This is a genomic window from Nocardioides glacieisoli, from assembly GCF_004137245.1.
In the GTDB taxonomy this organism is placed as follows: Bacteria; Actinomycetota; Actinomycetes; order Propionibacteriales; family Nocardioidaceae; genus Nocardioides; species Nocardioides glacieisoli.
Genome location: NZ_SDWS01000006.1, coordinates 26,135 through 50,900 on the forward strand (window position 1 = coordinate 26,135; position 24,766 = coordinate 50,900).

The 24,766-nt window shown below is 71.1% G+C and carries 27 protein-coding genes, 1 tRNA gene and 1 pseudogene; 12 read left to right on the plus strand and 17 right to left on the minus strand.

Annotated features, from left to right (window positions below):
* Positions 1–112 precede the first annotated feature (112 nt).
* A complete protein-coding gene (locus tag EUA06_RS13555) occupies positions 113–835 on the plus strand; it encodes a GntR family transcriptional regulator (RefSeq protein WP_129476671.1) in 723 nt (240 codons plus the stop codon).
* A gap of 62 nt (positions 836–897) precedes the next feature.
* Here the strand turns inward: EUA06_RS13555 and EUA06_RS13560 are convergent.
* The 4 genes and pseudogenes from EUA06_RS13560 to EUA06_RS23385 all read right to left on the minus strand — a co-directional run.
* Positions 898–970, minus strand: a tRNA-Asn gene (locus EUA06_RS13560).
* 52 nt (positions 971–1,022) lie between these two features.
* Positions 1,023–1,541, minus strand: a complete 519-nt coding sequence (locus EUA06_RS13565) for a hypothetical protein (protein WP_207208349.1) — start codon at positions 1,539–1,541, stop codon at positions 1,023–1,025.
* Positions 1,538–3,784: a DNA primase gene (gene dnaG / locus EUA06_RS13570; RefSeq protein ID WP_422879759.1), complete on the minus strand. Its 2,247-nt coding sequence runs from the start codon at positions 3,782–3,784 to the stop codon at positions 1,538–1,540. The genes EUA06_RS13565 and dnaG overlap by 4 nt, the downstream gene beginning before the upstream one ends.
* A 411-nt stretch (positions 3,785–4,195) precedes the next feature.
* Positions 4,196–4,381 (minus strand): annotated as a pseudogene (locus EUA06_RS23385) (CHC2 zinc finger domain-containing protein); the annotation flags it as partial.
* Positions 4,382–4,497: 116 nt separating this feature from the next.
* On the opposite strand from EUA06_RS23385, the gene EUA06_RS13575 reads away from it, so the two are divergent.
* Genes EUA06_RS13575 through EUA06_RS13585 form a run of 3 tightly spaced genes read left to right on the plus strand, consistent with a single transcriptional unit; the run spans position 4,498 to position 5,528 of the window.
* Complete coding sequence (locus EUA06_RS13575; protein WP_129476676.1) at positions 4,498–4,905, plus strand: phage holin family protein; 408 nt, start codon at positions 4,498–4,500, stop codon at positions 4,903–4,905.
* Positions 4,898–5,158, plus strand: coding sequence for a DUF3618 domain-containing protein (locus tag EUA06_RS13580; protein WP_129476679.1), 261 nt, complete (start codon positions 4,898–4,900; stop codon positions 5,156–5,158). Before EUA06_RS13575 ends, EUA06_RS13580 begins: the two co-directional genes overlap by 8 nt.
* Positions 5,159–5,195: 37 nt before the next feature.
* Entirely contained in the window at positions 5,196–5,528 is a 333-nt protein-coding gene (locus tag EUA06_RS13585; protein WP_207208350.1) for a YtxH domain-containing protein, read from the plus strand.
* Here the strand turns inward: EUA06_RS13585 and EUA06_RS13590 are convergent, their stop codons facing one another.
* From EUA06_RS13590 to EUA06_RS13615, 6 genes are all read right to left on the minus strand, one after another.
* On the minus strand, positions 5,529–6,800 hold the full coding sequence (locus tag EUA06_RS13590; RefSeq protein ID WP_129476681.1) for a deoxyguanosinetriphosphate triphosphohydrolase: 1,272 nt from the start codon (positions 6,798–6,800) through the stop codon (positions 5,529–5,531).
* A gap of 28 nt (positions 6,801–6,828) precedes the next feature.
* A complete protein-coding gene (locus EUA06_RS13595) occupies positions 6,829–7,680 on the minus strand; it encodes a VldE C-terminal domain-containing protein (RefSeq protein ID WP_129476683.1) in 852 nt (283 codons plus the stop codon).
* A 262-nt stretch (positions 7,681–7,942) separates the two neighbouring features.
* Entirely contained in the window at positions 7,943–9,082 is a 1,140-nt protein-coding gene (gene dusB / locus EUA06_RS13600; RefSeq protein WP_129476686.1) for a tRNA dihydrouridine synthase DusB, read from the minus strand.
* A 37-nt stretch (positions 9,083–9,119) separates the two neighbouring features.
* Positions 9,120–9,722, minus strand: coding sequence for a hypothetical protein (locus EUA06_RS13605; RefSeq protein WP_129476689.1), 603 nt, complete (start codon positions 9,720–9,722; stop codon positions 9,120–9,122).
* Between the two features lie 44 nt (positions 9,723–9,766).
* The gene (locus EUA06_RS13610) at positions 9,767–11,167 is read right to left on the minus strand and encodes a glycine--tRNA ligase (RefSeq protein WP_129476692.1); all 1,401 of its coding nucleotides are present in this window, start codon (positions 11,165–11,167) and stop codon (positions 9,767–9,769) included.
* Between the two features lie 76 nt (positions 11,168–11,243).
* Positions 11,244–11,585: an antibiotic biosynthesis monooxygenase family protein gene (locus tag EUA06_RS13615; protein ID WP_242498152.1), complete on the minus strand. Its 342-nt coding sequence runs from the start codon at positions 11,583–11,585 to the stop codon at positions 11,244–11,246.
* 127 nt (positions 11,586–11,712) lie between these two features.
* Here EUA06_RS13615 and EUA06_RS13620 point away from each other — a divergent pair, with 127 nt between their 5' ends.
* The 4 genes from EUA06_RS13620 to EUA06_RS13635 are packed head-to-tail and all read left to right on the plus strand — an operon-like array spanning position 11,713 to position 14,834.
* On the plus strand, positions 11,713–12,648 hold the full coding sequence (locus EUA06_RS13620; protein WP_129476695.1) for a metal ABC transporter substrate-binding protein: 936 nt from the start codon (positions 11,713–11,715) through the stop codon (positions 12,646–12,648).
* Entirely contained in the window at positions 12,645–13,448 is an 804-nt protein-coding gene (locus EUA06_RS13625; protein ID WP_242498153.1) for a metal ABC transporter ATP-binding protein, read from the plus strand. The genes EUA06_RS13620 and EUA06_RS13625 overlap by 4 nt, the downstream gene beginning before the upstream one ends.
* Entirely contained in the window at positions 13,445–14,449 is a 1,005-nt protein-coding gene (locus tag EUA06_RS13630; RefSeq protein WP_129476700.1) for a metal ABC transporter permease, read from the plus strand. The genes EUA06_RS13625 and EUA06_RS13630 overlap by 4 nt, the downstream gene beginning before the upstream one ends.
* Entirely contained in the window at positions 14,436–14,834 is a 399-nt protein-coding gene (locus EUA06_RS13635; protein WP_129476703.1) for a Fur family transcriptional regulator, read from the plus strand. The genes EUA06_RS13630 and EUA06_RS13635 overlap by 14 nt, the downstream gene beginning before the upstream one ends.
* Before the next feature lie 11 nt (positions 14,835–14,845).
* On the opposite strand, the gene EUA06_RS13640 is transcribed toward EUA06_RS13635, so the two are convergent.
* The 4 genes from EUA06_RS13640 to leuA all read right to left on the minus strand — a co-directional run bounded on the left by EUA06_RS13640 (position 14,846) and on the right by leuA (position 19,084).
* On the minus strand, positions 14,846–15,625 hold the full coding sequence (locus EUA06_RS13640; protein WP_129476706.1) for an isoprenyl transferase: 780 nt from the start codon (positions 15,623–15,625) through the stop codon (positions 14,846–14,848).
* Positions 15,626–15,645: 20 nt separating this feature from the next.
* Entirely contained in the window at positions 15,646–16,374 is a 729-nt protein-coding gene (gene recO, locus EUA06_RS13645; RefSeq protein WP_129476709.1) for a DNA repair protein RecO, read from the minus strand.
* A gap of 43 nt (positions 16,375–16,417) precedes the next feature.
* Positions 16,418–17,281, minus strand: coding sequence for an alpha/beta hydrolase (locus tag EUA06_RS13650; protein WP_129476711.1), 864 nt, complete (start codon positions 17,279–17,281; stop codon positions 16,418–16,420).
* Positions 17,282–17,356: 75 nt separating this feature from the next.
* Positions 17,357–19,084: a 2-isopropylmalate synthase gene (gene leuA / locus EUA06_RS13655; RefSeq protein WP_129476714.1), complete on the minus strand. Its 1,728-nt coding sequence runs from the start codon at positions 19,082–19,084 to the stop codon at positions 17,357–17,359.
* Positions 19,085–19,268: 184 nt separating this feature from the next.
* On the opposite strand from leuA, the gene EUA06_RS13660 reads away from it, so the two are divergent.
* Positions 19,269–20,060 (plus strand): hypothetical protein, encoded by a 792-nt coding sequence (locus tag EUA06_RS13660; protein ID WP_129476717.1) that lies wholly within the window; start codon positions 19,269–19,271, stop codon positions 20,058–20,060.
* A 13-nt stretch (positions 20,061–20,073) separates the two neighbouring features.
* Here the strand turns inward: EUA06_RS13660 and EUA06_RS13665 are convergent, their stop codons facing one another.
* Positions 20,074–20,832, minus strand: coding sequence for a class I SAM-dependent methyltransferase (locus tag EUA06_RS13665; RefSeq protein WP_129476720.1), 759 nt, complete (start codon positions 20,830–20,832; stop codon positions 20,074–20,076).
* Positions 20,833–20,867: 35 nt separating this feature from the next.
* Here EUA06_RS13665 and EUA06_RS13670 point away from each other — a divergent pair, with 35 nt between their 5' ends.
* From EUA06_RS13670 to EUA06_RS13680, 3 genes are read left to right on the plus strand one after another with little or no spacing between them, the layout of a single operon-like run.
* Positions 20,868–21,353 (plus strand): NAD(P)H-dependent oxidoreductase, encoded by a 486-nt coding sequence (locus tag EUA06_RS13670; RefSeq protein WP_129476723.1) that lies wholly within the window; start codon positions 20,868–20,870, stop codon positions 21,351–21,353.
* Positions 21,350–22,171: a septum formation family protein gene (locus EUA06_RS13675; protein WP_129476726.1), complete on the plus strand. Its 822-nt coding sequence runs from the start codon at positions 21,350–21,352 to the stop codon at positions 22,169–22,171. Before EUA06_RS13670 ends, EUA06_RS13675 begins: the two co-directional genes overlap by 4 nt.
* Before the next feature lie 7 nt (positions 22,172–22,178).
* Positions 22,179–22,856 carry a pyridoxamine 5'-phosphate oxidase family protein gene (locus EUA06_RS13680; RefSeq protein WP_129476729.1) on the plus strand — a complete coding sequence of 226 codons (678 nt, stop codon included), beginning with the start codon at positions 22,179–22,181 and terminating at the stop codon, positions 22,854–22,856.
* Positions 22,857–22,930: 74 nt separating this feature from the next.
* Here the strand turns inward: EUA06_RS13680 and era are convergent, their stop codons facing one another.
* Together era and EUA06_RS13690 are read right to left on the minus strand one after the other, a co-directional pair.
* A complete protein-coding gene (gene era, locus EUA06_RS13685) occupies positions 22,931–23,989 on the minus strand; it encodes a GTPase Era (protein WP_129476732.1) in 1,059 nt (352 codons plus the stop codon).
* Positions 23,982–24,758 (minus strand): siderophore-interacting protein, encoded by a 777-nt coding sequence (locus EUA06_RS13690; protein ID WP_129476735.1) that lies wholly within the window; start codon positions 24,756–24,758, stop codon positions 23,982–23,984. Before EUA06_RS13690 ends, era begins: the two co-directional genes overlap by 8 nt.
* Positions 24,759–24,766: the final 8 nt, after the last annotated feature.

The window sequence follows — 24,766 nt, forward strand, 5'->3', positions numbered from 1 at the left end:
TCGCGCCCATCTGTGTCGGTCCCGAGTGGTCCGTCGGAAGTGGTCCCCGTCACACCACTCTGAAGGATTGTTCAACAATCCGTCAATACCCCCGACCCGATACCCTGCACGCGTGACGACCAGCGACTGGCTCGAGGAGCTCCAGGCCGAGCGCACCGGACTCGGTCGCGCCAGCACCGCCGGCCGGGTCGCCGACGTGCTCCGCACCCGCATCACCGAGGGCCACCTCCCCCCGGGCACCCGGTTGTCCGAGGAGGACATCGGCGCGGCGCTCGGGGTCTCGCGCAACACCCTGCGCGAGGCGTTCCGCCTGCTCGGCCACGAGCGCCTGCTGCTCCACGAGTTCAACCGGGGCGTCTTCGTGCGCAAGCTGACCGTCGACGACGTGCGAGACCTCTACCAGCTGCGCCGCATCCTCGAGTGCGGTGCGGTCCGGCGCGCGGCCGAGCGCCGACGGGCAGGCTTCTCCGCCGACCGGTGGGTCGAGCTCCTCGTCCCGGTCCGGGACGCCGTCGAGGAGGGCGAGGCAGCCGCGGCGCGCGACCGGTGGGTCGAGGTCGGCACGGCCAACATGCACTTCCACCAGGCGGTCGCAGCGCTGGCGCAGAGCCCCCGCGTCACCGAGGCGATGGGACACCTGCTGGCCGAGCTGCGCCTGGTCTTCCACGTGATGGATGCCCCCCAGGCGTTCCACCAGGCCTACCTCCCCGAGAACCGCGCGATCCTCGAGCTGCTGGCAGCAGGTGAGCTCGACGCGGCCGAGTCGGCCATGGCGACCTACCTCGATGCCGCCGAGGCCCAGCTCATCGACGCCTACGCGGCGGGTCCGGCCTGACCTTCGTCGCAGACGACAAGAGGCCCCGATCCGCGCCTGGCGCGGACCGGGGCCTCTCACTGCTCCCCCACCTGGACTCGAACCAGGAACCCTCCGATTAACAGTCGAATGCTCTGCCAATTGAGCTATAGGGGATCGCTTGAGCAGCGGGGCAGAACACTAGCAAGCAGCGTCGGCCCGGGTGAAATCAGGGCAGGCCGACCTCGATGCGCATCGCCTCGAGGGTGCTGAGGGCGATCTCGCGCACGGCCGGGTCGTCGGGGTCGACACCCTCGTCGTACTCGTAGATCCACTGGACCCCGTCGGATCCCGACGGCGCGCGGCGGGCGATGACACGCAGCCCGCGACGGCCGGCCACGACGACGTGGCGCTGGAGGACGATGCTGGCGGTGACGCGCTCGCGGACCAGCTCCAGCAGCCGGCCGGGGTCGGTGAGCACTGCGGTGTGGATCGGTCGCTGCTCGCCCCACCTGCCGACCTCGGAGAGCCGGAAGGTGTCGGTGTCGCGGTCCCAGTCGGCGGCCTCGACCTGCTCCCACGGCACCCGATGGACCTCCCCGCCGTCGGCGGCGACGTAGAACGCGTCCCGCGTCCCGGCGAGCACCCTGCCGTCCTCCGCGCGGGTCACGGCGAGCACCTTCTCCCCGCGCGGGACGTCGACGCGTGGAACGAGCGAGCTGCGTCGCCAGCTGACGGGACCGATCATGACTGTGCCCCTGTCTGGCCGACGGCGCCGTCGCGCAGCTTGCGGCGGTGCTGCTCGAGCATCACCAGCTCACCGAACATCCGGTTGTACTCGAGCGCGTTGTCGACCGGGTTGGTGCGCTGGAGACGGGCCTTGACGTCGGCGATCCGGCGCGCCGTGGTGAGCTCCTGGAGCCGGTAGACGTAGGCGACCGCGAAGGTCGGGTTGGGGTCGGAGGTGCCGCGCACCGGCTCCACCCCCAGCTCGGTGACCGCAGCGATCACCGCGGGATCGGTCGCTGCGCCACGCACCTTGTTGGACCAACCGGGATCCTCCGCGCCTGCGGCAGGGCCGCCAGCCGTCGTGACCGCTTCCCAGACGCCCTGGAAGGTCGGGTGGGTGAAGTCGCCGGTCGTCACGTGCGCCGTCGTGCGGCCCACGCCGGCCGGGTGCTGGATGACGAGCTTGAGCATCTCCCGCTCGATGAGGAAGCGGGGGTCGGACAGGCTCGGCAGCGCCGGCCTCGTGGGCACGGGCTGCTCCGGCGCCTCGCTGGCCCGGGTCGTACGCCTCTCGTCGGGCTGCTTGGCGGGTCGGTTGGCCGCGCGGCGCACCTCGCTGCGGACCTCGTCGACGTCGACGCCGACCATGTGGGCGAGCTCGCGGGAGAACGCGTCGACCTTGGTCTTGTCGCGGATGCCGGCGACCAGGCCGGCGGCGTCGCGGAGCGCGTCGATGCGCCCGTCGGCGCGGTCGAGGTCGTGGCGGGACAGGATGTTGTCGAGGGCGAAGCGGTAGAGCGGCTGGCGCTTGGCGACGAGCTCGCGCACCGCCTCGTCGCCGTCCTTGAGCCGGAGGTCGCACGGGTCCATGCCCTCGGGCGCCACCGCGACATAGGTCTGCGAGGCGAACACCTGGTCGCTCTCGAGAATCTTCATCGCGGCCTTCTGCCCGGCCGAGTCACCGTCGAAGGTGAAGATGACCTCCCCGCTGGTGCTGTCGTGGTCGCCGAGGAAGCGACGCAGCACCCGCGCGTGGTCGGTGCCGAACGCGGTGCCGCACGACGCCACTGCAGTGCGTACGCCGGCGAGGTGGCAGGCCATCACGTCGGTGTAGCCCTCGACGACGACGGCCTGCTGCGCGTCCTTCATCGCGGTGCGGGCCAGGTCGATGCCGTAGAGGACATGGCTCTTCTTGTAGATCGCCGTCTCGGAGGTGTTGAGGTACTTCGCCTCGATGCGGTCGTCGTCGAAGATCCGGCGCGCCCCGAAGCCGATGGTGTCGCCGTTGGCCTCGCGGATGGGCCAGACGAGGCGGCCGCGGAAGCGGTCGTAGTGGGAGCGGCCGTGGGCCACGAGGCCGGCAGCGACCGACTCCTCGTCGGTGAACCGGCGCCCTCGCAGGTGACGGGTCAGCGCCTCGCCGTCGCGCGGGGCGAAGCCGACGCCGAACATCTGGGCGGCAGCCTGGTCGAACCCGCGCTGGTCGAGGAACTGGCGCGCGATGACGGCGTCGGCGGTGCCGAGCTGCTCGGCGTAGAACTCCTGGGCGACCTTGTGGGCCTCGATCAACCGGCCCCGCGCCGGCCCGCGCGGTCGTACGGGTTCGTCGTCGCCCTCCTCGCGGCGCAGCTGGACGCCGTACTTCTCGGCGAGGCGCTCGACGGTCTCGGTGAAGGTGAGGCCGTCGACCTTCATCACGAAGGCGATGGCGTCGCCGCCTTCTCCGCAGCCGAAGCAGTTTCCCGTGAGGATGTTGTCCTCGAGCGTGAAGGCGTGCGTGCCGGGGACCTCCGCGCAGAAGACTTCTTCGGCCCGATCCGTGGCTTGGACGGACTGGACGACCCACCCACGTCGGGCGAACGCCTTTTCGGTCTCCAGGAAACGCTCGCGGTGTCGATCGATGAGGAAGAAGTCCTCGCGAAGGTCCTCGTTCACCAGGTGAATGCGGAACAGATCGGACGGTTCACGCCCTTCGAACCCGACTCGCGACTGGCTGGTGATGCCGTAGGTGCCGATGCCGAGCCTGGTGCACAGGTCGCGGACGAATTCGAGATTGTCCTTGGTAGCCGAGTTGAGGATGACCGTGCCGTCCTCGGCCACGCAGCCGTCAGCTGCAAAGTAGCCCGCGAGCCAGCCGTAGAGGTAGGAGACCGACTCATGAAGCTCTGGCGTCGACTTGAAGAAAGCGGGCAGGTCCAGGACCAGGATGTTGTCGTCCTTGGCCGCCGTCTGGCTTTGCGGAAACCATTTCAGCATGGCCATGTCCTTGGGCGGACAGAGCTGGGCGACGGACCCGCTGCCGGCACGCGTGCCGTCACCGAAGGTGAACCCGTGCGCGATGCCGAAAGGTGACGGACGCGTGCGGGCGGTGCGCGTGCGGGGGAACACAGTGACGAGCCTGTCCCCCTGCTTGAGGTCAGTGGTAAGTACCTCGCGGCGCGACTGACGCCTGGCCCCCGCCTTGACGAACCAGCGGTGACCATCCGTCGCGAACAGCTCCTTCACCTGACGGTTTCGGGTGAGGGTGATCCGCCACAGGGGCTGGACACCGTACGAGCTGAACGGCGCGTCCACCCAACGACCATCGCCGCCCAGCACCCGGTGCACGCCGCCCGACAGCTCCGAGATCGACCGTGCACCCTGGTCGGTCAGCACGCGCGTCTCGCCCGCCAGGCAGTGGAAGAACTGCCGCGCGGGGTTGACGTTGAACGAGGGCGTCTTCTCGTCGTGGAACGGGCACAGGCCCTTGAGCGAGCCGCCGCCGGCCCGCTTGAGGGTGACGTACTGCGACACGACGTCGTCGATCCGCGCCTTCTCACGCACCTCGGCGATGTCGTCGTCGCGAATCCGGCCTGCCACGCCGCGGAGTCTACGGGCGCGCACCCACCCCCGCGGACGGGTCTCCACAACAGCGGCGCACCCCTATGGGTTAGCACGGCTGGTGTCGACGGACCGGGTTTGGGAAGGTCGATGTCATGACTGCTCAGCACGGAGCGCCAGAGGGTCAGACCCTCGGCGCACTTGTCCACCAGCTCTCCCAGCAGATCCCGGAGCTCATCCGCTCCGAGATCCGGCTGGCCCAGGCGGAGGTCGCCCAGAAGGGCAAGCGCGCCGGCGTCGGGATCGGCATGTTCAGCGTCGCCGGACTGCTCGCGTTCTTCGCCGTGGCGACCTTCGTCACCACTGCCATCCTGGCTCTCGCGAACGTCGTCGACGCCTGGCTCGCCGCCCTCATCGTCGGCCTCGTGCTGCTCGCCGGCGCCGCCGTCGCCGGCCTGGCCGGCAAGAACAAGGTCGCCGAGGCCACCCCGGCAGCGCCCGAGCGCGCGATCCAGGGCATCAAGGACGACGTCGCCACCGTGAAGGGAGCCCACCATGACTGACCAGACCGGCGAGGCCCGCACCCCCGAGCAGATCGAGGCCGAGATCGAGGCCCAGCGCGCCCAGCTCGCCGGCACCGTCGACCAGCTCGCCGCGAAGCTGGACGTGAAGTCCCAGGCGAAGGAGAAGGTCGCCTCGATCAAGGACTCCGCCACGACCGACTCCGGGACCCCGAGGCCCGAGGTGCTCGCTGCCGCCGGGTCGCTCGTCGCGATGGGCGTCGTGCTGCTCCTCTGGCGCCGACGCTCGCACTGACCACACCCCACCACGAACCAACCCGAGGGAGACCACCATGAAGAAGCTCACGCTGCTCATCGCCGGAGGTATCGGCTACGTGCTCGGCACCCGTGCCGGCCGCGAGCGCTACGAACAGATCAAGAAGGCCGCGACCCGGGTCAAGGACGACCCGCGCGTGCAGGAGAAGGCGACGCAGGCCGCCGACCTGGCCAAGGAGAAGGCGCCCGTCGTCAAGGACAAGGTCGCGGCGGCAGCAAGCACCGCGGCCGACAAGGTGACTCCCTCCGGCAGCGGCAACGGCGACCACCGCTCCGACCTCGAGGACCAGCTCAACCCCGAGAGCACCGCGCTCCAGGACAACCCCTACCCGCAGGGCAACCTGCCCTGATCAACCGATCAGCGCGGCATGACGCGCGACGGCGCTCGCGTCGGTCAACGAGGCCACCTGGTCGATGACCACGCGGCGCCGTCCCGCGTCGTCCGCCGCGTCGTCCCAGTCGTGCACGAAGACCGGGTCGAGGGCGTCGGAGCCGCGGTCCCAGAGTGCCTCGACGAGCTCGGCGACCAATGAGCGCTGGCGCTCCATCAGGCTCACCCGGTCGTCGGCCTGCATGACGTAGTGGGCGGCGATGCCCTTGAGCACGCCGATCTCCACCTCGGTGTCGGCCGGGACGACCAGGTCGGCCCGGTGTCGCACGAGCGGCTCTCCGCCCGCCGCGGCGAAGGTCGACTCCTGCACGCTGCCGCAGAACCGCCCGATGAGGTCGCTCGTGAGGTTCTTGATCGCGGCCAGGCTCCGCCTGCTGCCGTCGTACGACGACCGCGGCCAGGACCCGATCGCACGCAGGTCGGCGAGCGCCCGGTCGAGCGCGACGTCGTCGATGCCCGGCAGGTACCAGGACCGCACGGTCGCCCACAAGGCGTCGCGGTCGAGGCGGGTGAGGTCGAGGCGACCGGCCACGATGCCGTCCTCGACGTCGTGCACCGAGTAGGCGACGTCGTCGGCGAGGTCCATCACCTGCGCCTCGAGGCACCGTCCGCGCCCCTCGACGCCGAGGCGCAACCAGTCGAAGACCGGGCGGTCGTCGTCGTAGACACCGAACTTCACCACCACGCGCGGGGTGCCGTCGGCGTGCACGCCGTGCGGGCCGTCGGCCGACGAGCGCGACCACGGGTACTTGGTGCAGGCGTCGAGGGTGGCCCGGGTGAGGTTCAGCCCGACCGACCGGCCGTCGGCGTCGAACGTCTTCGACTCCAGCCGGGTCAGGATCCGCAGCGTCTGGGCGTTGCCCTCGAACCCGCCGCACCCGGCGCTGAGCTCGGCCAGCGCCCGCTCGCCGTTGTGCCCGAAGGGCGGGTGGCCGAGGTCATGCGCGAGCGCGGCCGTCTCGGCGATGTCGGGGTGCGTGCCGAGTGCCCGGGCGAGGTCGCGGGAGATCTGGGCGACCTCGAGGCTGTGCGTGAGCCGGTTGCGGACGAAGTCGTCGGTCTGCGGACCGACGACCTGCGTCTTCGCCGCGAGCCGCCGCGACGCGGCCGCGTGGACCACGCGCGCCCGGTCGCGCTCGAACGCCAGCCGCACAGGTGCGTCGACGCGCTTGGGCGGCTCGGCGACGACGCGCTCGCGCGCCGCGTCGTCGTACAGGTCCTCGATGCTCATCGGCCGGTCAGCCTAGCGAGCGCCGACCTCAGTAGGTCGACACGTGCACGTGGTCGTAGTGGTTGGCGGTGACCGAGCCCCGATCGGCCATCGACCTCCACCCCTCGGCCGAGCGCTGGACGGACCAGATGTTCTGAGCGTGGATCACGTAGCTCACACCCAGTGCTGCCGCGTTGGCGCGCACGAACTCCGCCACTGCCCACCCGGTCGAGCCGCTGACCATGATGTCCACGGCGCGGCCGAGCGGGTGGTCACCGCCGCCGCCTCGCAGGGTGCCGTAGGTCGCGATGGAGGGCCAGTTGGCGCAGACGGCGGCATGGACCTTCTGGATGTTGACCCCGGCCCCGCCGGCGGTCGTGCCGTTGGTGCAGGAGCCACCGAGGGCGGGCACCGCCGGCTCCTCCGGCTCGGGCTCCGGCTTCTCCCGTGCGAGGTAGTCCGAGCTGACCCAGCGCGACTGGCCGTCGAGGACGACCTGGGTGCGCCCCATCTGCTCACGACCCGTCACGACGACCTGCTTCAGCGCGCCGATCTCGCCGAGCTTGTCGGACTTCTCCGACGGACCCGACCACAGGTTGAGCACCTCGGTGGTCCACACGGAGCGGTCGAGCTTCTTCGCGAGGCGGCGCGCCTGCTGGTCGACCTCGAGGTCCTGGCGCGCGGCCGACTCGGCCTTCGCGGCGGTCCGGATGGTCGAGCGCGAGACGATGTCGCCGCGGCGGCTCAGCGTCGACGAGGCGGCGCCGGAGAGGGACTGGGTCCCGGACGAGAGGGTCCCGGACGAAGCCAGGAGGTTGTCGTCGGACGTGGCCGGCTCGGCCGCGAGGACGCCCATGGTCACCGCGGACAGCGTCGCCACGACGGCGAGCGGTGCGGACACCAGGACGGAACGGGGGATTCGGGACGGGGAGGGGGTAGCAGGGGTTTCCCGCTTGTGGCGATGCTGAGCCACAGCGCTGATCCTTTGCAGTTGCTGACGGGGGACGGATGCGCCGATCCACGAGGGGGAACTCGTGCCCACGTCGACGCGATCATCGAGTAGAGCACACGATTCCGGCCCTGTCCCAAATCTTCACAGCAAATTCATGCGTGTTCCGGGTCACCCGGCACGGATCGTTGCGTATGCCGACAGGGCAGGCCTGTCAGCCGCCCGTCGTCTCGTTCGCGTCCTCGCGCAGGTGCGATCCGCGGCCGTCGGTGTCGTCGAGCCACCCCTCGGGCAGCACCACCTTCTTGCGCGGTGCACCCTGCCGACCGCGGGGGGTGCCGAGCTCGCGCTCGGGGAACGCAGCGCGGTCGTCGAGCCCGTCCAGCAGCACGTCGAGGGCGGCGAGCGAGTCGACGAGGGCCAGCTGGTGGCGCAGCTCGCCGCCGGCCGGGAAGCCCTTGAGGTACCAGGCGATGTGCTTGCGGAACTCCTTGCAGCCGCGCTCCTCCCCCATGTGCTCCGACAGCAGCTCGGCGTGCCGGCGCATCATCACCTTCACCTCGCCGAGGCTCGGGAGGGTCGCGACGTCCTCGCCGTGGAAGGCGGCGGCCAGGTCGCGGAAGAGCCACGGTCGGCCCAGGCACCCGCGCCCGACGACGACGCCCGCGACGCCGGTCTGCTCGACCATCCGGATCGCGTCGGCCGCCTCCCAGATGTCTCCGTTGCCGAGCACGGGGATGTCGACGTGGTCGACCAGCGCGGCGATGGCGTCCCAGTCGGCCTCGCCGGAGTAGGCCTGCTGCACGGTGCGACCGTGGAGGGCGATCGCCGCGACCCCGGTCTCCTGCGCGATGCGGCCCGCGTCGAGGTAGGTCAGGTGGTCGTCGTCGAGACCCTTGCGCGTCTTCATCGTCACCGGGACGTCGTACGACGACGCGGCGGAGACCGCGGACGTGAGGATCTCGCCGAGCAGGCCGCGCTTCCACGGCAGTGCTCCCCCGCCACCCTTGCGGGTCACCTTCGGGACCGGGCAGCCGAAGTTGAGGTCGACGTGCTTCACGCCGAAGTCGGCGCAGAGGATCTCGACGGCCTTGCCGATGTAGAGGGGGTCGGTGCCGTAGAGCTGCACCGAGCGGATCGTCTCGAACTCGTCGAAGACCAGCATCTTGCGCGTGGTCTCGTCGCCCTCGACGAGCCCGCGGCTGGTGATCATCTCGCAGACGTAGAGCCCGGCACCCTGCTCGGCGCAGAGGCGTCGGTAGGCCGCGTTGGTGATGCCGGCCATCGGCGCCAGCACCACCGGCGTGTCGACGCGGACCGAGCCCAGCGTCAGCGAGGTGGGGAGGGCGGCCATGCCCCCATTGTCGAACGCGCCGCGGTCGACCCCAAAATCAACCGCGCTTGCCCGACTTCTCGCGCTCGGGCTTCTCCACCTGGCCCGACCAGGTGATCGGGTCGTAGCCCTCGGTGGGCTCGAAGACGAGGTCGCGGATGCGGGCGCCGTCGGGGACCAGGTAGACCAGGCACATGTCCGCCGCCGCACCGGCAGCGAACGGCGTGGGCAGGGGGCCGCTCTGGCACTCGGCGAAGTCGCCGCCGACGGTCCACGGGGCACCCAGCGCACCTGTGTCGTCGCGCAGGTAGAGCGGCACCTCCTGCGCGCCGAGGTCGGACTCGCCCGAGTTGGTGAGGGTCACCGTGACGAAGTAGGGGCGCGCGTCGGGCATCACCTCGCTGACCCACCCGTCGAAGACCGACTCGTCCTGCTCGGCCACCGCGTCGACGCTCACGTCGAGCACGCCGACGACGTCGGACTCGGGCTGCCACACGACGGTCGCCTCCTCGCCGAAGCGGAGGTCGGTGCCGGGGTCCGTGCCGACGGCCGGGTCCACCGCAGCGGTGGGTGCCGGCGCGGGCGAGGACTCGGGGTCGTCCGGGGCGCACGCGGACGCCGAGAGCACCAGGGCCGTCAACCAGACCATCGCGCGCCGCATGGCGCCATCGTCACACGGCTCGGCCGCATTCCGCGGCCGCCGGGTCAGCAGCCGACGAGCTTCTCCGCGAACCAGCGGGTGATGCCGTCGAGGCTGACCCGCTCCTGGCTCATCGTGTCGCGCTCGCGGATGGTGACCGCGTCGTCGTCGAGCGTCTCGAAGTCGACCGTCACGCAGAACGGCGTACCGATCTCGTCCTGGCGGCGGTAGCGGCGCCCGATCGCGCCGGAGTCGTCGAACTCGACGTTCCAGTTCTGGCGCAGCTCGGCGGCCAGCGCCTTCGCCTTGGGCGAGAGGTCGGCGTTGCGGCTCAGCGGCAGCACCGCGACCTTGACGGGCGCGAGGCGCGGGTCGAGCTTGAGCACGACGCGCTTGTCGACGCCGCCCTTGGTGTTGGGGGCCTCGTCCTCGGTGTAGGCGTCGATGAGGAACGCCATCAACGAGCGGGTGAGGCCCGCGGCGGGCTCGATGACGTAGGGCAGGTAGCGCTCGTCGGCGGCCTGGTCGTAGTAGGACAGGTCCTTGCCGGAGAACTCGCTGTGCTGCTTGAGGTCGAAGTCGGTGCGGTTGGCGATCCCCTCGAGCTCCTCGAAGTCACGACCCGAGAACCCGAAGCGGTACTCGATGTCGGTCGTGCCCTTGGAGTAGTGCGACAGCTTCTCCTGCGGGTGCTCGTAGTGGCGCAGGTTGTCGGGGTCGATGCCGAGGTCGACGTACCAGCGGGTGCGCTCCTCGATCCAGTAGCGGAACCACTCGTCGTCCTCGCCCGGCTTGACGAAGAACTCCATCTCCATCTGCTCGAACTCGCGGGTGCGGAAGATGAAGTTGCCGGGCGTGATCTCGTTGCGGAAGCTCTTGCCCATCTGGGCGATGCCGAAGGGCGGCTTCTGGCGGCTGGACGTCACGACGTTGGCGAAGTTGAGGAAGATGCCCTGCGCGGTCTCGGGCCGCAGGTAATGCAGGCCGGACTCGTCCTCGATCACGCCGAGGTAGGTCTTGAGCATCATGTTGAAGTTGCGCGGCTCGGTCCACGCGTTGCGGGTGCCGCAGTTGGGACAGGCGATCGACTCGTTGATGTCGACCGTGTCGGGGTCGTCGATCCCCTTCTTGGCCGCGTAGTCCTCCTGCATGTGGTCCGCGCGGAAGCGCTTGTGGCAGGACTGGCACTCGGTCAGCGGGTCGCTGAACGTGCTCAGATGACCACTGGCCTCCCAGGTGCGGGTCGGCAGGATGACGCTGGAGTCGAGGCCGACGACGTCGTCGCGGCGGGTGACCATGAAGCGCCACCACTGGCGCTTGATGTTCTCCTTGAGCTCGACACCCAGCGGGCCGTAGTCCCACGCGGACTTGGTGCCGCCGTAGATCTCACCGCAGGGGTAGACGAAACCTCGGCGCTTGGCGAGGGAGACGACGTTGTCCAGGGCGGTCGGGGCGGGCTTGGCCACGGTGGAGGTCCTTCGATATGACGTGTGTCCGGACCGGCTGGCTGCCGGTCCATGTTGGTTCAAGCGGGGCGAGCGGTCAGCCTAACGACCGGGGCTGGGACTCGTTGAGGTCGGTCCCCTCCTCGACGAGCTCGTAGGCGCTCGGCTCGTCCACGGCGTGCACCATCAGCGGCTGGATGTGCATCTTGCCCTCGTACGACCCCAGTGCCCGGCGGTAGGACCCGACGTTCTCCCAGCGGGTGGTCAGCACCCACAGGGTCGGGTCGTCGACGTTGCGGCCGACCTCTCCCCCGACGTGACCGGGCTTGGCCGCGAGGATCGCGAGCGCGTGGAGGAGGCCGCGGCGCAGCTCGTCCTCCGCGGCCGGGTCTGTGCCACGGGGACTGGACGGCGTACGCAGGCGGGTGACGACGAGCACGGGCTCACCCTACGGCCGGGGTAGTCCAGCGGGTTCCTGTTGCCGAAACGGCCTCGGGACAGCCATTCGTCACTGGACTACCCGGACAAGTTGACAATGGTTCTCAAGGACGGTGAGAATCATTCTCATGTTGGCCGTCGCTCGACCTGTTGCCCTCACCGCGGCCCTCGCCTCGGCCCTCCTCCTTGCGGGTTGCGGCGGGTCCGCCGACGGAGCCGGGAATGGTCGCTCGGCAGTCGCGGCGTTCTACCCGCTGGCCTGGGTGACGGGTCGGGTGGCAGGCGACGACTGGACCGTGGAGAACCTGACGCAGCCCGGCCAGGAGCCGCACGACCTCGCCCTGACCATCGCCCAGACCGCGGCGTTGGAGGACGCGGACGTCATCGTCCTCGAGGACGGGTTCCAGCCGGCCGTGGACGCGACCGTCGAGGAGGCCGACGCCCCCGTGCTGGACGCCGCCGCGGTCGTGGACCTGCTGCCCGCGAGCGAGGACGAGCACGAGGAGCACGAGGGCGAGACCGAGGAGGAGCATGCCGAGCACGGCGAGTTCGACCCGCACTTCTGGCTCGACCCGCTCCTGGTCGCCGACTTCGCCGACGCCGTGGCCGACGAGCTGGGCGAGATCGACCCTGACGCGGCCCAGACGTACGACGACAACGCAGCGGCGCTGCGCACCGAGCTCGAGTCGCTCGACGCCGACTACACCGCAGGGCTGGCCTCCTGCGAGCGGAGCACCACGGTGGTCAGCCACCAGGCCTTCGGCTACCTGACGCGCTACGGGCTGGACTTCGAGCCGATCGCCGGGCTGTCCCCCGACGCCGAGGCCACGGCTGCCGACCTGGCCCGCCTCCAGGAGCTCATCACCGAGGACGGCGTCACGACCGTCTTCTCCGAGCGACTGGTGAGCCCGAAGATGGCCGAGACGCTGGCCGACGACCTCGGCGTGTCCACCGCGGTGCTCGACCCGATCGAGGGGTTGTCCGACGACACGGCCGACGAGGACTACCTTTCCCTCATGCGCGAGAACCTCACCGCCCTCCAGCAGGCCAACGGCTGCTCGTGACCTCGCCCGACACCTCCGTTCCCGTCGTCCTCGACCGGGTCTCCGTCGCGATCGGGGGCCGACCGATCCTGCGCGACGTCGACCTGACCGTGCACGCCGGCGACATGGTGACGCTGCTCGGGCCCAACGGGTCGGGCAAGTCCACCCTCGTCCGCGCGCTCACCGGCCTCCTGCCGGTCGCTCGTGGCGAGGTGCGCCTCTTCGGGACCCCGCTCGACGACTTCGGCGACTGGCAGCGGATCGGCTTCGTGCCTCAGCGCTCGACCGCGACCGGCGGCGTGCCTGCCACGGTCCGCGAGGTCGTCGCCTCCGGACGCGTCGGTCGACGCCGGCTCCTGCGGCCGACCAGCGCGGCCGACCGGTCGGCCGTCGAGTCGGCGCTCGAGGTCGTCGGGCTGTCGGACCGGGCATCGCACGGCGTCTCCCAGCTGTCCGGCGGCCAGCAGCAGCGGGTGCTCATCGCGCGGGCGCTCGCGGGTGAGCCGGACCTGCTCGTGCTCGACGAGCCGACGGCTGGGGTCGACCTGCCCAACCAGCAGGCACTCGCCGACGCGCTGCGCCAGCTCAAGGAGCGCGGCGCGACCATCGTGCTGGTGGCACACGAGATCGGCCCGATGATGCCGCTGATCGACCGGACGGTCGTGATGCGCGACGGGTGGGTGGCCTACGACGGCCCTCCGCTCACGCAAGAGGTCGCCTCGCACACCCACCACCACCACGACCACGACGTACCGGGAGGGCACGACCACGCACCCCACGTCTCCTCCCCCTTCGACTGGGAGCGGGGGAACCCAGGATGAGCTTCATCGACCTCCTGTCGCTCGACTTCATGCAGCGTGCACTGGTCGCGGCCCTGCTCACCGGGCTCGCGGCGCCGGCGATCGGCACGTTCATCGTCCAGCGCCGGCTCGCCCTCCTGGGCGACGGCATCGGGCACGTCGCCGTGACCGGTGTGGCCCTCGGCCTGCTCACCGGCGCCTCCCCCACCTGGTCCGCGATCGTCGTCGCGGTGCTCGGGGCGGTGCTCATGGAGGTGATCCGCGAGCGTGGCCACACCAACGGCGACGTCGCGCTGGCGCTGCTCTTCTACGGCGGCCTCGCCGGAGGCGTGCTGATCACCGGCATCGCCGGGCAGGGCGCCGCGACGCTGCAGGCCTACCTCTTCGGCTCGCTCAACAGCATCTCGTTCGCCGACGTCGTCTTCACCGCCATCCTCGCCGCGGTGGTGCTCGTCCTGACGCTCGGCCTGTCACCGCAGCTCTTCGCCGTGGCCAGCGACCAGGACTTCGCCCGCGTGGCCGGCCTGCGGGTCCGCGGCTACAACCTGCTGATCGCCGTGCTGGCCGCCGTCAGCATCACGGTGGCCATGCGCACGGTCGGCCTGCTGCTGGTCTCGGCGCTCATGGTGGTGCCGGTGGCGACCTCGCAGCAGCTCGCGCGATCCTTCCGGGCGACGTTCGTCGGGGCGATGCTCGTCGGCTGCGTGGCCTCCGTCGGTGGGCTGCTCCTGAGTGCGGCCCTGTCCTTCCGCGTGGACGTCGCGCCCGGACCGACCATCGTGCTGATGGCCCTGGCCATGTTCACCGCCACCTGGCCGATCGGGGTCTGGCTGCGACGCCGCAGCAGGCTGATGGCCCCCTTCCCCGAGGTCTCCGCAGCGCCGCACCGCTCCACCGACCAGCATCCCCACGAGCACGGCAAGGACTGTGGACACCCGGCCGTCCCCCACGCCGACCACGTCGACTACGTCCACGACGGCCACCGGCACGCCCCGCACGGAGAGCACTATGACGAGCACTGAGCGGTCCCCCGTACGCCCCACGCGCCAGCGCCGCGCCGTCGCCACGGCCCTGGCCGGGTTCGACGACTTCCGCAGCGCGCAGGAGATCCACGACCTGATCTCCCGCCAGGGCGACTCGGTGGGCCTGGCGACGGTCTACCGCACGCTCTCCGCGCTCGCCGACGCCGGCGAGGTCGACATGCTGCGCAACGAGGACGGCGAGGCCATCTGGCGCAGCTGCTCCGACACGCACCACCACCACCTGGTGTGCCGCACGTGCGGTGCGACCGTCGAGGTCGAGGGACCGGCCGTCGAGCGCTGGACCGGGTCGATCGCCGCCGAGCACGGCTACGCCGACATCAGCCACACGCTGGAGATCTTCGGCACCTGCCCGGCCTGTCGCTAGTCCACGTCGGGTCAGGACTCGTTGGGCACCGCGCCGCCGTAGCGACGGTCCCTGCTGGCGTACGTCTCGATCGCCGCCCACAGGTCGCGCCGGTCGACGTCGGGCCAGAGCACGTTGGTGAAGACCATCTCGCTGTAGGCCGCCTGCCACAGCATGAAGTTGGACAGCCGCTGCTCCCCCGACGTGCGCCAGATCATGTCGGCGTCGGGGAGCTCGGGGACGTAGAGGTGGCGGGCGAAGGTCTTCTCGTCGATCTTGTCGGGGTTCAGTCGGCCCGCCGCGACCTCGCGGCCGATCGACCGGGCGGCGTCGGCGAGCTCGGCGCGGCCGCCGTAGTTGACGCACATCGTGAGGGTGAGGACGTCGTTGTCCTTCGTCATCTCCTCGGCGACCTGGAGCTCCTTGATCACCGACCTCCACAGCCGCGGCGCCCGGCCGGCCCAACGCACGCGGACTCCGAGCTCGTGCATCTCGTCGCGACGGCGGCGGATCACGTCGCGGTTGAAGCCCATCAGGAAACGCACCTCGTCGGGCGAGCGCGACCAGTTCTCGGTCGAGAAGGCGTAGGCGCTGATCGCCTTCACGCCGATCTCGATGCCCCCCTCGACGACGTCGAAGAGGGTGCTCTCCCCCTCCTCGTGGCCCTTGGTGCGAGGCAGCCCGCGCTGCTTGGCCCACCGCCCGTTGCCGTCCATCACGATCGCGACGTGCTCGGGGACCAGGTCGCGCGGGACGGGTGGCGGGGTGGCGCCGCTCGGGTGCGGGGTCGGCGGTCTCACCTGGCGCTTCACGGCCGCCAGCGTAGTAGCCGTCAGCGCTCGACGTACGCCATGGAGCGCAGGCCGCGCTCGAGGTGCCAGGCGAGGTAGGCCGAGACCAGGTTGCTCGCCTCGCGGAGGTGGCGCGGGTCGGCGGCGTGCACGACCGGCCAGTCGCCGACGAGCAGCGCACCCAGCACGACCACCGTCTCCGAGGCCGGGGTCGCGGAGCCGGGCAGCCGGTCGGAGGCGCACAGCACGCCACCGGCCGACGGGTTGAAGAAGCGGTGCGGTCCCTCGATCCCGCACTGCACGCAGTGGTCGAAGGACGGCGCGTAGCCCGCGACCGACAGCGAGCGGAGCAGGTAGGAGTCGAGGACCTGCTTGGCCGGGTGCGCCTCGCTCGCCATCACGCGGAGTCCTCCGACCAGCAGGAGGAACTGCTGGACCGCGGGTTCGCCCTCCTCGGTGACCAGCCGGTCGGCGGTCTCGAGCATGACCGTGCCGGCGGTGTAGCGGTCGTAGTCGAGGCCGAGCCGCGCGTTGAACGGGTCGAGGGTCTCCGCCTGGGTGATCACGTCGAGGCTGCGACCCTCCGCGAGCTGGAGGTCGACGTGGGTGAACGGCTCGAGGCGCGAGCCCCAGCGCGACGTCGTACGCCTCACGCCCTTGGCGACCGCGCGCACCTTGCCGCGCTGACGCGTCAGCAGGGTGATGATGCGGTCGGCCTCGCCCAGCTTGTGGGTGCGGAGCACGACCGCCTCGTCGCGGTAGAGGGGCACCGGACCATTCTCCCCCACGGGCGGTGCCAGGGCGGGCTAGACGTCAGCGTTTCCGGGCGCGCTTGGTGTCGGCAACGGGCGTGGCCCAGCAGTCGAGGGCGAAGTCCGTGGCGGCGGCGGTCAGCCGGTCCGGCCGGAACCGCCACTCCAGGATCGAGGTCGCCCGCTCCATGCGGACGTGCGCCAGCTCGGCCGCGAGCATGTCGGCGTCGACGAACGGGTGAATCGGGTCGATCGGGTGACCGACCACGAAGACCGGCGCCTGGATCTTGCGGCGCTGGCTCGACGAGGGGGCGAGCCGGCCGAAGATCACGCCGTGCAGCACCGAGGCGATCGAGTCGGCCCGGTGGTCGACGGTGTCGAGCCCGATGCCCGCCCAGAACGGCACCAGCCCGCGCGGCACGGAGCGCGCCGCCTTCTGCAGGGTGTTGGCGGTGAAGGGCAGGTAGCGCGCGGCCAGCATGATCGGCACGAAGGCGAGGATCCCGGCGACGAGCGCGTGGTTGAGGACCGGCATCTCGACGATCAGGCCCTTGACCCGCTCCGGCGCGATGACCGCGACCTCGAGCGAGACGTTGGCGCCGAGCGAGGTGCCGCCGATGACCGCCTGCTCGGCACCGAGGTGGTCGAGCAGGGCCACGACCTGCTCGCCGAAGGACGTCATCGAGTAGACGAGCGGGTCGGCCGGCTGGTCGGAGCGGCCGTGGCCGAGCAGGTCGAGGGTCACGACGTGGAGGCCCTGCGCCGCCATCGCCCGCGCGAGCGGCTGCTGCATCCGGCGGGGCATGAGCAGGCCGTGCAGCAGCACGACCCACTGGTCACCCGAGCCGTACTCGGTGTACTCCAGCCGGTCGCGCCCACCGTCGGACTCGACGAAGAACTGACCGATCCGCTCGCTCACCAACATGCAGTGAATGTAGTCCGTATCAAATGGGCCGTGTCGGATGTCCGCAGACGACCCATTTGATGGGGACTACCGAGGTCAGGCGCGGTTGACGGCGCTGATGACGGCCTTGAGCGAGGCGGTGACGATGTTGGGGTCGAGCCCGACGCCCCACAGCACCTTCTCGCCCACGGCACACTCGACGTACGCCGCCGCGATCGCGTCGCCGCCTGCCGAGAGCGCGTGCTCGGCGTAGTCGAGCACCCGGACGTCGTGGCCGAGGCCGGAGATGGCGTCGACGAAGGCCGCGATCGGGCCGTTGCCCTCACCCGAGAGCTCCTGGCGCTCCCCGTCGACGAAGACGCCCACGGTGAGCTGGTCCTTCTCGCCGGCCGCGCTGGACGTGTGGACGGAGTCGAGCTCGAGCGGCGTACGGCGGTCGAGGTACTCGGCGCGGAAGACCGACCAGATCTCCTCGGGCGTGATCTCGCCGCCCTCGGTGTCGGTGTGCTGCTGCACGACCCGGCTGAACTCGATCTGGGCGCGACGGGGCAGGTCGAGCTTGTGCTCGGACTTGAGGACGTAGGCCACGCCGCCCTTGCCGGACTGGCTGTTGACCCGGATCACGGCCTCGTAGGTGCGGCCGACGTCCTTGGGGTCGATGGGGAGGTACGGCGCCTCCCAGGGCAGCTCGCCCACGGGCACGCCCTGCTCGGCCGCCTGCCGGTCGAGGTCCTCCAGGCCCTTCTTGATGGCGTCCTGGTGCGACCCGGAGAACGCGGTGTAGACGAGGTCGCCGGCGTAGGGGTGGCGCGGGTGGACCGGCAGGTTGGTGCAGTACTCGACCGTGCGCCGCACCTCGTCGATGTCGCCGAGGTCGACCTGCGGGTCGATGCCCTGGCTGAAGAGGTTCATCGCCAGGGTGACCAGGTCGACGTTGCCGGTGCGCTCGCCGTGGCCGAACAGGCAGCCCTCGACGCGGTCCGCGCCGGCCATCAGGGCCAGCTCGGTGGCGGCGACGGCGGTGCCGCGGTCATTGTGGGGGTGCAGGCTGATCGCCGAGTGCTCGCGTCGGGTCAGCCCGCGCCCGAAGTACTCGATCTGGTCGGCGTAGGTGTTCGGCGTCGACATCTCGACGGTCGCCGGCAGGTTGAGGATGATCTCGCGCCCGGCCTCGGGCTGCCACACGTCGGAGACCGCCTCGCAGACGCTGAGCGCGAAGTCGGTGTCGGACTGGGTGAAGATCTCGGGGCTGTACTGGTAGCCGAAGTCCTGGCTGCCGACGATGCCGCCCAGGCGCTCCTCGGCGTACTTCATCACCATCTCGGTGCCGCGGACCGCGATGTTGCGGCACTCGTCGGGGGTGACGTGGAAGACCACGCGCTGGAAGAGCGGCGCGGTCGCGTTGTAGAGGTGGATCGTCGCCCGGGGCGCCCCGACCAGCGAGTCGACGGTGCGCTCGATCAGGTCCTCGCGGGCCTGGGTCAGCACCGAGATCTGTACGTCGTCGGGGATCCGGTCCTCCTCGACGAGCTTGCGCACGAAGTCGAAGTCGGTCTGGCTGGCGCTGGGGAAGCCGACCTCGATCTCCTTGTAGCCCATCTTCACCAGCAGCTCGAACATGGTGAGCTTGCGGGCGGGCGTCATCGGGTCGATCAGCGCCTGGTTGCCGTCACGCAGGTCGGTGGAGAGCCACCGCGGCGCCCTGTCGACCTTCTTCGTCGGCCACGTGCGGTCAGGTACGTCGACGGGCACGAACGGCGTGTAGCGGCCGAACGGCATCGGGCTGGTGCCCTGCTGGTTGCTGGTGTTGCTCAGGTGGGTCATGAGGGTCCTCGGTCTGCTCGGGTGGGGCTCGAACGGGCGACCGGCGCGCACCACACTCCGCAACGAGGGGGCCGGGTTCAGGCCTCGTTGCGGCTCGGAAGGAGGAGCAGGCTGCGCATCATGACTCGATAACGATAGCCCGCGACGAGCGGTTCCGGCGCGGGCTCGGCCATAACGTGGACACATGACGACGCCGGGGGTGCTGCGTGCGGCCGTCGCGGCCGCCCTCGTCCTGGCGGTCGCGGGGTGCGGCGAGCGCGAGCCGGCTGCGACCGCTACCGAGCCCGTGGTGACCCGCGAGGGTCCGGTCACGCTCGTCGACGGCGAGGTCCTGCTGTCCTGCGGCGGTGGCCCGGGATGGGTGGCCTCGACGATGGCCGAGGGCACCACGGGCGTGACGCCGCGTGCGGAGATCGAGGCGGCGCTCGACGAGGTCGCCACCGATCCGGACCTGCGCGGCGAGACCGCGCGCGTACTGCCTCAGGGCGGCCGCACACCATGGAAGCTCCTGGTCGAGCAAGGCGACCAGGTCGTCCTCGCGCTCGGCGATTGGACCGCCGACGGTCCCGCACGCGACGCCATGACCATGCACCTGGAGCGCACCAGCGACGGGTGGAGGTGGACCGGTCACGGCAACTGCTGGACGCTCGGCCCCGTCCTCGACCCGGACACGACCTGGGTACAGGTCAACGCCAGCGCTGCGGTCGACGGCGACGCGACCGAGGTCACCGTCGACGTCAACGAGACCGCGTGCACCTCTGCGCGCGACCCCGCACCCTTCCTCGACGAACCGGCCCTCGTGAGCTCCGAGGAGAGCGTGACCGTCTACTGGACGAGCCAACCGCCCGTGGGCGGCGCCAACTGCCCCGGCAACCCGACCTCGCAGCAGATGCTCATCCTCGACGAGCCGCTCGGCGACCGACCCCTGCTCGACGGCTCGCGGTGGCCGCCGGCGCTGGTCGGCCAGGACGAGTAGGCCTGCGGGCAGGTCAGGCCCGCCCGCGGGCGGCGTACGCCACGGCGGTGAGGTCGAACGGCCCGTCCCCGAGGTTGCGCCGCAGGGTCTCCACCAGCCGGGCGCGAGCGTCCTCGTCGAGTGCGGCGATGACCTCCCCCGCGGGACCGACGCCGTGGAGGTAGGGCTCCCACCACTCGTCAAACGTCGGGTGGGTGACGGTGACCTGCAGCTCCACCGACTCGACGTCGCGCAGTCCGGATCCGTCGAAGATGGACACCAGGCTCTCGCGCGATCCGCCCTGGAAGGCGCGCTCGCCCGGTTGCTCGGGCGCGACCTCGGCGACGGCCTCCCACAGCGGCGCCATGGGAGCGCGCGAGCCCGCCAGGTCCCAGACGGTGGCGCCGACCCAGCCGTCCCTCCGGGTCACCCGGGCCATCTCGGTGACGCCGCGGACGGGGTCGGCCATGAAGTGCACGACGAGGCACGCCGCCGCGACGTCGAAGGAGTCGTCGTCGAACGGCAGCGACTCGGCGCCGCCGTGCCGCACGTCGACGCCCGGGTTGCGCTCGCGGCAGGCGGCCACGAACGGCTCGCTCGGGTCGACCGCCGCCACGTGGTCCGCGCCCAGGCGCTCGGCCAGGACCGCGGTGAGCGCTCCCGGCCCGCATCCCACGTCGACCGCCCGTTGCCCCGGCTGGAGGTCCAGCCACTGCGCGAAGTCGGCGGCGAGCGGCTGGGAGTAGCGACCCATGAACCGGTCGTACGCCTCACCCGCCACCTCGAAGCTCACACCGATCGACGCTACTCGCCTCGTAGGCTCACGTCATGCCCCGGCTGCTGGTGGTCCACCACTCACCGACCCCGTCGGTCACCGCCCTCAGCGACGCGGTGGTCGCGGGTGCCTCGGACGACGCCATCGAGGGCGTGGAGGTGGTCGTGCGCGCGGCGCTCGAGGCCGACGCCGACGACGTGCTCGCGGCGGACGGCTACGTGCTCGGCACGCCGGCGAACTTCGGCTACATGAGCGGCGCCCTCAAGCACTTCTTCGACTCGATCTTCCTCCAGGCCGGTGGCGCGCTCGCCGACGACGGCGCAGCCGGGACGGTCGAGGGAGGACGCAAGCCCTACGGCCTCTACGTGCACGGCCGCTACGACACGACGGGCGCCGTGCGATCGGTGCAGTCGATCGTCGGTGCGCTCGGCTGGCGCCAGGCCGCCCCCGTCCTCGAGGTGCTGGGCGAGGTGGGCGAGGCGGACCGGGAGTCGGCGTACGAGCTGGGCGGGACGCTGGCCGCCCTGGTGATGGGATGAGGGCGGTCCTCGCGCTGGGTGCGCTCGTCCTCGCCGTCAGCGGGTGCTCGTCCTCGCCGACGGAGCCCGTCAGCGACTCGACGCCGTCGCCCTCGTCGTCCGCCACCGCGATCGAGACCACCGACCCGCCCGACCCCGGCCCTCGTCCGCGCGTCGGCGAGTGCCACCTGCTGTCCTTCGGCCAGGCCGTCAACGTCGTGGGCAGCACCGAGCCGGTGACGTGCAAGCGCAAGCACACGGCGCAGACGTACTTCGTCGGCCGGCTGGAGCTGGAGACCAAGGCCGGGCACGTCCGCCGCGTCGACTCGCGGGCCGCTCAGGAGCAGGCGCGCTCTACGTGCAGCGCCCGGCTGGCAAGGCACCTCGGTCGTACGCCGCGGGAGCTGAGGCTGACCATGGCGCGGTCGGTCTGGTTCACACCGCCGCCGAAGCGCGCGGAAGCGGGCGCCGACTGGTTCCGCTGCGACGTCGTCGTCGTCGCCGGACCCCGCCGGTTGCTGACCTTGCCGCGCGCCACGAAGGGTCTCGGTGACGCCCCGGCGGTCGCCATGTGCGCCACCGCGCCCCCCGGCACCCCGGCGTTCCGGCGGGTCGGCTGCGCCGCGAAGCATGCCTGGAAGGCGGTGTCGTCGGTCGACATCCCGGGGAAGAAGTTGCCGCCGAGGACGGCGGTGGCCGACCGGATGGACGGTCCGTGCGGCGACGCCGCCCGGGCCGACGCCGCCGACCCGCTCGACTTCACCTGGTCGCAGGAGAGCCCGACGCAGGAGCAGTGGGACGCCGGACAGCGCTACGGGATCTGCTGGGTCCCGGCATGATCTGTCCATGAGTCCCCGCGACGCGCGCACCGACGTGCGCCGGCTGCCCGAGAAGCAGGTCCGCGACCTGGCGACCCTCCACGCGATCCTCGACGAGGCGATGCACGCTGCTGTCGGCTTCGAGGTGGACCGTCAGCCCTTCGTCCTGCCCATGGCCTGCGCCCGTGACGGCGACCACCTGCTCCTGCACGGCTCCACCGGGAGCCGGTTGATGCGCGCGCTCGCGGCCGGTGCACCCGTCTGCGTCAGCGTCACCCACCTCGACGGGCTGGTCTACGCGCGCTCGGCCTTTGAGTCGAGCATGCGCTACCGCAGCGCGACCGTGCTCGGCACCGCCACCGAGGTCGCTGCCGACGAGAAGCTGCACGCCCTCGAGGTGCTGACCGAGCACCTGCTGCCCGGTCGCTGGGCCGAGCTGCGCGCGCCGCGGGCCAAGGAGCTGGCCGCGACCTCGGTGCTGCGGGTCCCGCTCGACGAGTGGTCGGTGAAGGTCGGCGACGGCTTCCCCGACGACCCCGACGAGGACCTCGACGAGCCGGTGTGGGCGGGTGTCGTCCCGATGCGGGTGGCGTACGACGACCCGGTCGACGCACCCGACCTGCGTCCGGGCCGTCCCGTACCGCCGCACGTCAGTTCTCGAAGGCCGACTGCCGCGAGCGGACCGCACTTGCCAGGCTCTCGCTGAACTTGTCGGCCCGTGCACGGCCTGACATGTTCAGTGATCCCCGGTCAGCCGGGAATCACTGACAGCGGGAAGGCCTAGAACCCGAGCTTGCGCAGCTGACGTGGGTCGCGCTGCCAGTCCTTGGCGATCTTCACCTGCAGGTCGAGGTAGACCGGGGTGCCGAGCAGCGCCTCGATCTGCTTGCGCGCGGCCGTGCCGACCGAGCGCAGGCGGGCACCCTTGTGGCCGATCATGATCCCCTTCTGGGAGTCGCGCTCGACGTAGAGGTTCGCCACGATCACCAGCAGCGGCTTGTCGGCGGGGCGGCCCTCGCGCAGGCCCATCTCCTCGACGACGACGGCGATCGAGTGCGGAAGCTCGTCGCGCACGCCCTCGAGGGCGGCCTCGCGGATCAGGTCGGCGGCGAGCGCCTCCTCCGGGGCGTCGGTGAGGTCGCCGTCGGGGTAGAGCGGCGGGCCCTCGGGCAGCTGCCCCACGAGGAGGTCGGCGAGCAGCTGGACCTGGTCTCCGGAGACCGCGGACACCGGGACGATCTCGGCCCACACGGTGGACGTCTCCTCGCCCAGCGCCTGGATGTCGAGCAGGTGCTGGCCGAGCTGCTCGGGGGTGACGAGGTCGGTCTTGGTGGCGACGGCGATGCGGGTCGTACGCCGCACCTTCGACAGCTCGCCGACGAGGTAGCGGTCGCCGGGGCCGATCTTCTCGTTGGCCGGGAAGCAGACGGCCACGACGTCGACCTCGGCCCACGTGGTGCGGACGAGGTCGTTGAGCCGCTCGCCGAGCAGGGTGCGCGGGCGGTGCAGGCCGGGGGTGTCGACGAGGATCAGCTGCGCGTCGTCTCGGTTAACGATGCCGCGCACCACGTTGCGGGTCGTCTGCGGCTTGGAGGACGTGATGACGATCTTCTGGCCGACCAGCGCGTTGGTCAGCGTCGACTTCCCCGCATTGGGGCGGCCCACGAACGACGCGAAGCCGCTCCGGTAGCCCTCCGGCGCCTGGTAGAACGCGCCGGCCGGGGCGACCCCGGAGAGGTCGAAGTCGTCGTCGAGCTCGTCGTCCTCGTCGAGGTCGTCGTCAAGGTCGTCCAGCTCCTCGCCGACGTCCTCGGTGGTGTCGTCATGCTCGTCAGCCATCGGTTGCCTCTCGCGCTGCGTCGTACTCCGCCCAGATCTGCTCGTCACTCTTCCCTGCCGCCTTGCCGGCGCGCCAGATGGGGCCGGGATCGACTGCTCGGGGTTGGCGGCCGGCGGTCGCGCGCCAGTAGCCCATCACGTCGTAGTGGCTCGTCGGGAGGCCGACCTCGCGCATCAGGTGCTTGCGGATCGCGCGCATCTGCGCGGACTCCCCCGCCATCCAGAAGTAGCCGTCGCCCTCGGGCCAGTCGATGCCCTCGACCACCTGCGCGAGCGCACTCTGCCCCGGCGCGGGCGGCTCGAGCCAGGTCACGTCGGCGTGGCCGGGCAGGTAGCCCGACAGGTCATCGGGCACCTCCGCCATGACGTACGTCGGCAGGTCGGGGTGGGCCTCGAGGATGCGGGCGGTCGCCGGCATCGCCGTCAGGTCGCCGACGAGCAGCAGCCAGGCGGCGTCAGCCGGGGGTGCGAAGGACGCCTTGGGCTCGGTGATCGTGACGGTGTCGCCGACGCAGTCGCGCATCGCCCACTCCGTCACCAGCCCGACGTCGTGGACCACGACGTCGAGGACCAGCTCACGCCCGTCCCACGAGCGCACGGTGTAGTAGCGGCTCTGGAACTGACCGGGCACCACGAGCCCGACCCACTCGTCGGGGACGCCGGTGCTCGCGAAGCCGTCGAGCCCGTCGAGGACGAGCCGCACGAGGTGGTCCGTCAGCGGTTCACGGCTCACGACCCGTGCGCTGAACTGGGCTGCCCGCGTGCTCACCGGTCCAC

Excerpts from the sequence above, each read along its gene's own strand:
- EUA06_RS13565 (WP_207208349.1), bottom strand. The coding sequence starts at position 1,541 with ATGATCGGTCCCGTCAGCTGGCGACGCAGCTCGCTCGTTCCACGCGTC.
- dnaG (WP_422879759.1), bottom strand. The coding sequence starts at position 3,784 with ATGGCCATGCTGAAATGGTTTCCGCAAAGCCAGACGGCGGCCAAGGAC.
- EUA06_RS13575 (WP_129476676.1), top strand. The coding sequence starts at position 4,498 with ATGACTGCTCAGCACGGAGCGCCAGAGGGTCAGACCCTCGGCGCACTT.
- EUA06_RS13580 (WP_129476679.1), top strand. The coding sequence starts at position 4,898 with ATGACTGACCAGACCGGCGAGGCCCGCACCCCCGAGCAGATCGAGGCC.
- EUA06_RS13585 (WP_207208350.1), top strand. The coding sequence starts at position 5,196 with ATGAAGAAGCTCACGCTGCTCATCGCCGGAGGTATCGGCTACGTGCTC.
- EUA06_RS13590 (WP_129476681.1), bottom strand. The coding sequence starts at position 6,800 with ATGAGCATCGAGGACCTGTACGACGACGCGGCGCGCGAGCGCGTCGTC.
- dusB (WP_129476686.1), bottom strand. The coding sequence starts at position 9,082 with ATGGCCGCCCTCCCCACCTCGCTGACGCTGGGCTCGGTCCGCGTCGAC.
- EUA06_RS13605 (WP_129476689.1), bottom strand. The coding sequence starts at position 9,722 with ATGCGGCGCGCGATGGTCTGGTTGACGGCCCTGGTGCTCTCGGCGTCC.
- EUA06_RS13620 (WP_129476695.1), top strand. The coding sequence starts at position 11,713 with ATGTTGGCCGTCGCTCGACCTGTTGCCCTCACCGCGGCCCTCGCCTCG.
- EUA06_RS13630 (WP_129476700.1), top strand. The coding sequence starts at position 13,445 with ATGAGCTTCATCGACCTCCTGTCGCTCGACTTCATGCAGCGTGCACTG.
- EUA06_RS13635 (WP_129476703.1), top strand. The coding sequence starts at position 14,436 with ATGACGAGCACTGAGCGGTCCCCCGTACGCCCCACGCGCCAGCGCCGC.
- EUA06_RS13650 (WP_129476711.1), bottom strand. The coding sequence starts at position 17,281 with ATGTTGGTGAGCGAGCGGATCGGTCAGTTCTTCGTCGAGTCCGACGGT.
- leuA (WP_129476714.1), bottom strand. The coding sequence starts at position 19,084 with ATGACCCACCTGAGCAACACCAGCAACCAGCAGGGCACCAGCCCGATG.
- EUA06_RS13660 (WP_129476717.1), top strand. The coding sequence starts at position 19,269 with ATGACGACGCCGGGGGTGCTGCGTGCGGCCGTCGCGGCCGCCCTCGTC.
- EUA06_RS13670 (WP_129476723.1), top strand. The coding sequence starts at position 20,868 with ATGCCCCGGCTGCTGGTGGTCCACCACTCACCGACCCCGTCGGTCACC.
- EUA06_RS13675 (WP_129476726.1), top strand. The coding sequence starts at position 21,350 with ATGAGGGCGGTCCTCGCGCTGGGTGCGCTCGTCCTCGCCGTCAGCGGG.
- EUA06_RS13680 (WP_129476729.1), top strand. The coding sequence starts at position 22,179 with ATGAGTCCCCGCGACGCGCGCACCGACGTGCGCCGGCTGCCCGAGAAG.
- era (WP_129476732.1), bottom strand. The coding sequence starts at position 23,989 with ATGGCTGACGAGCATGACGACACCACCGAGGACGTCGGCGAGGAGCTG.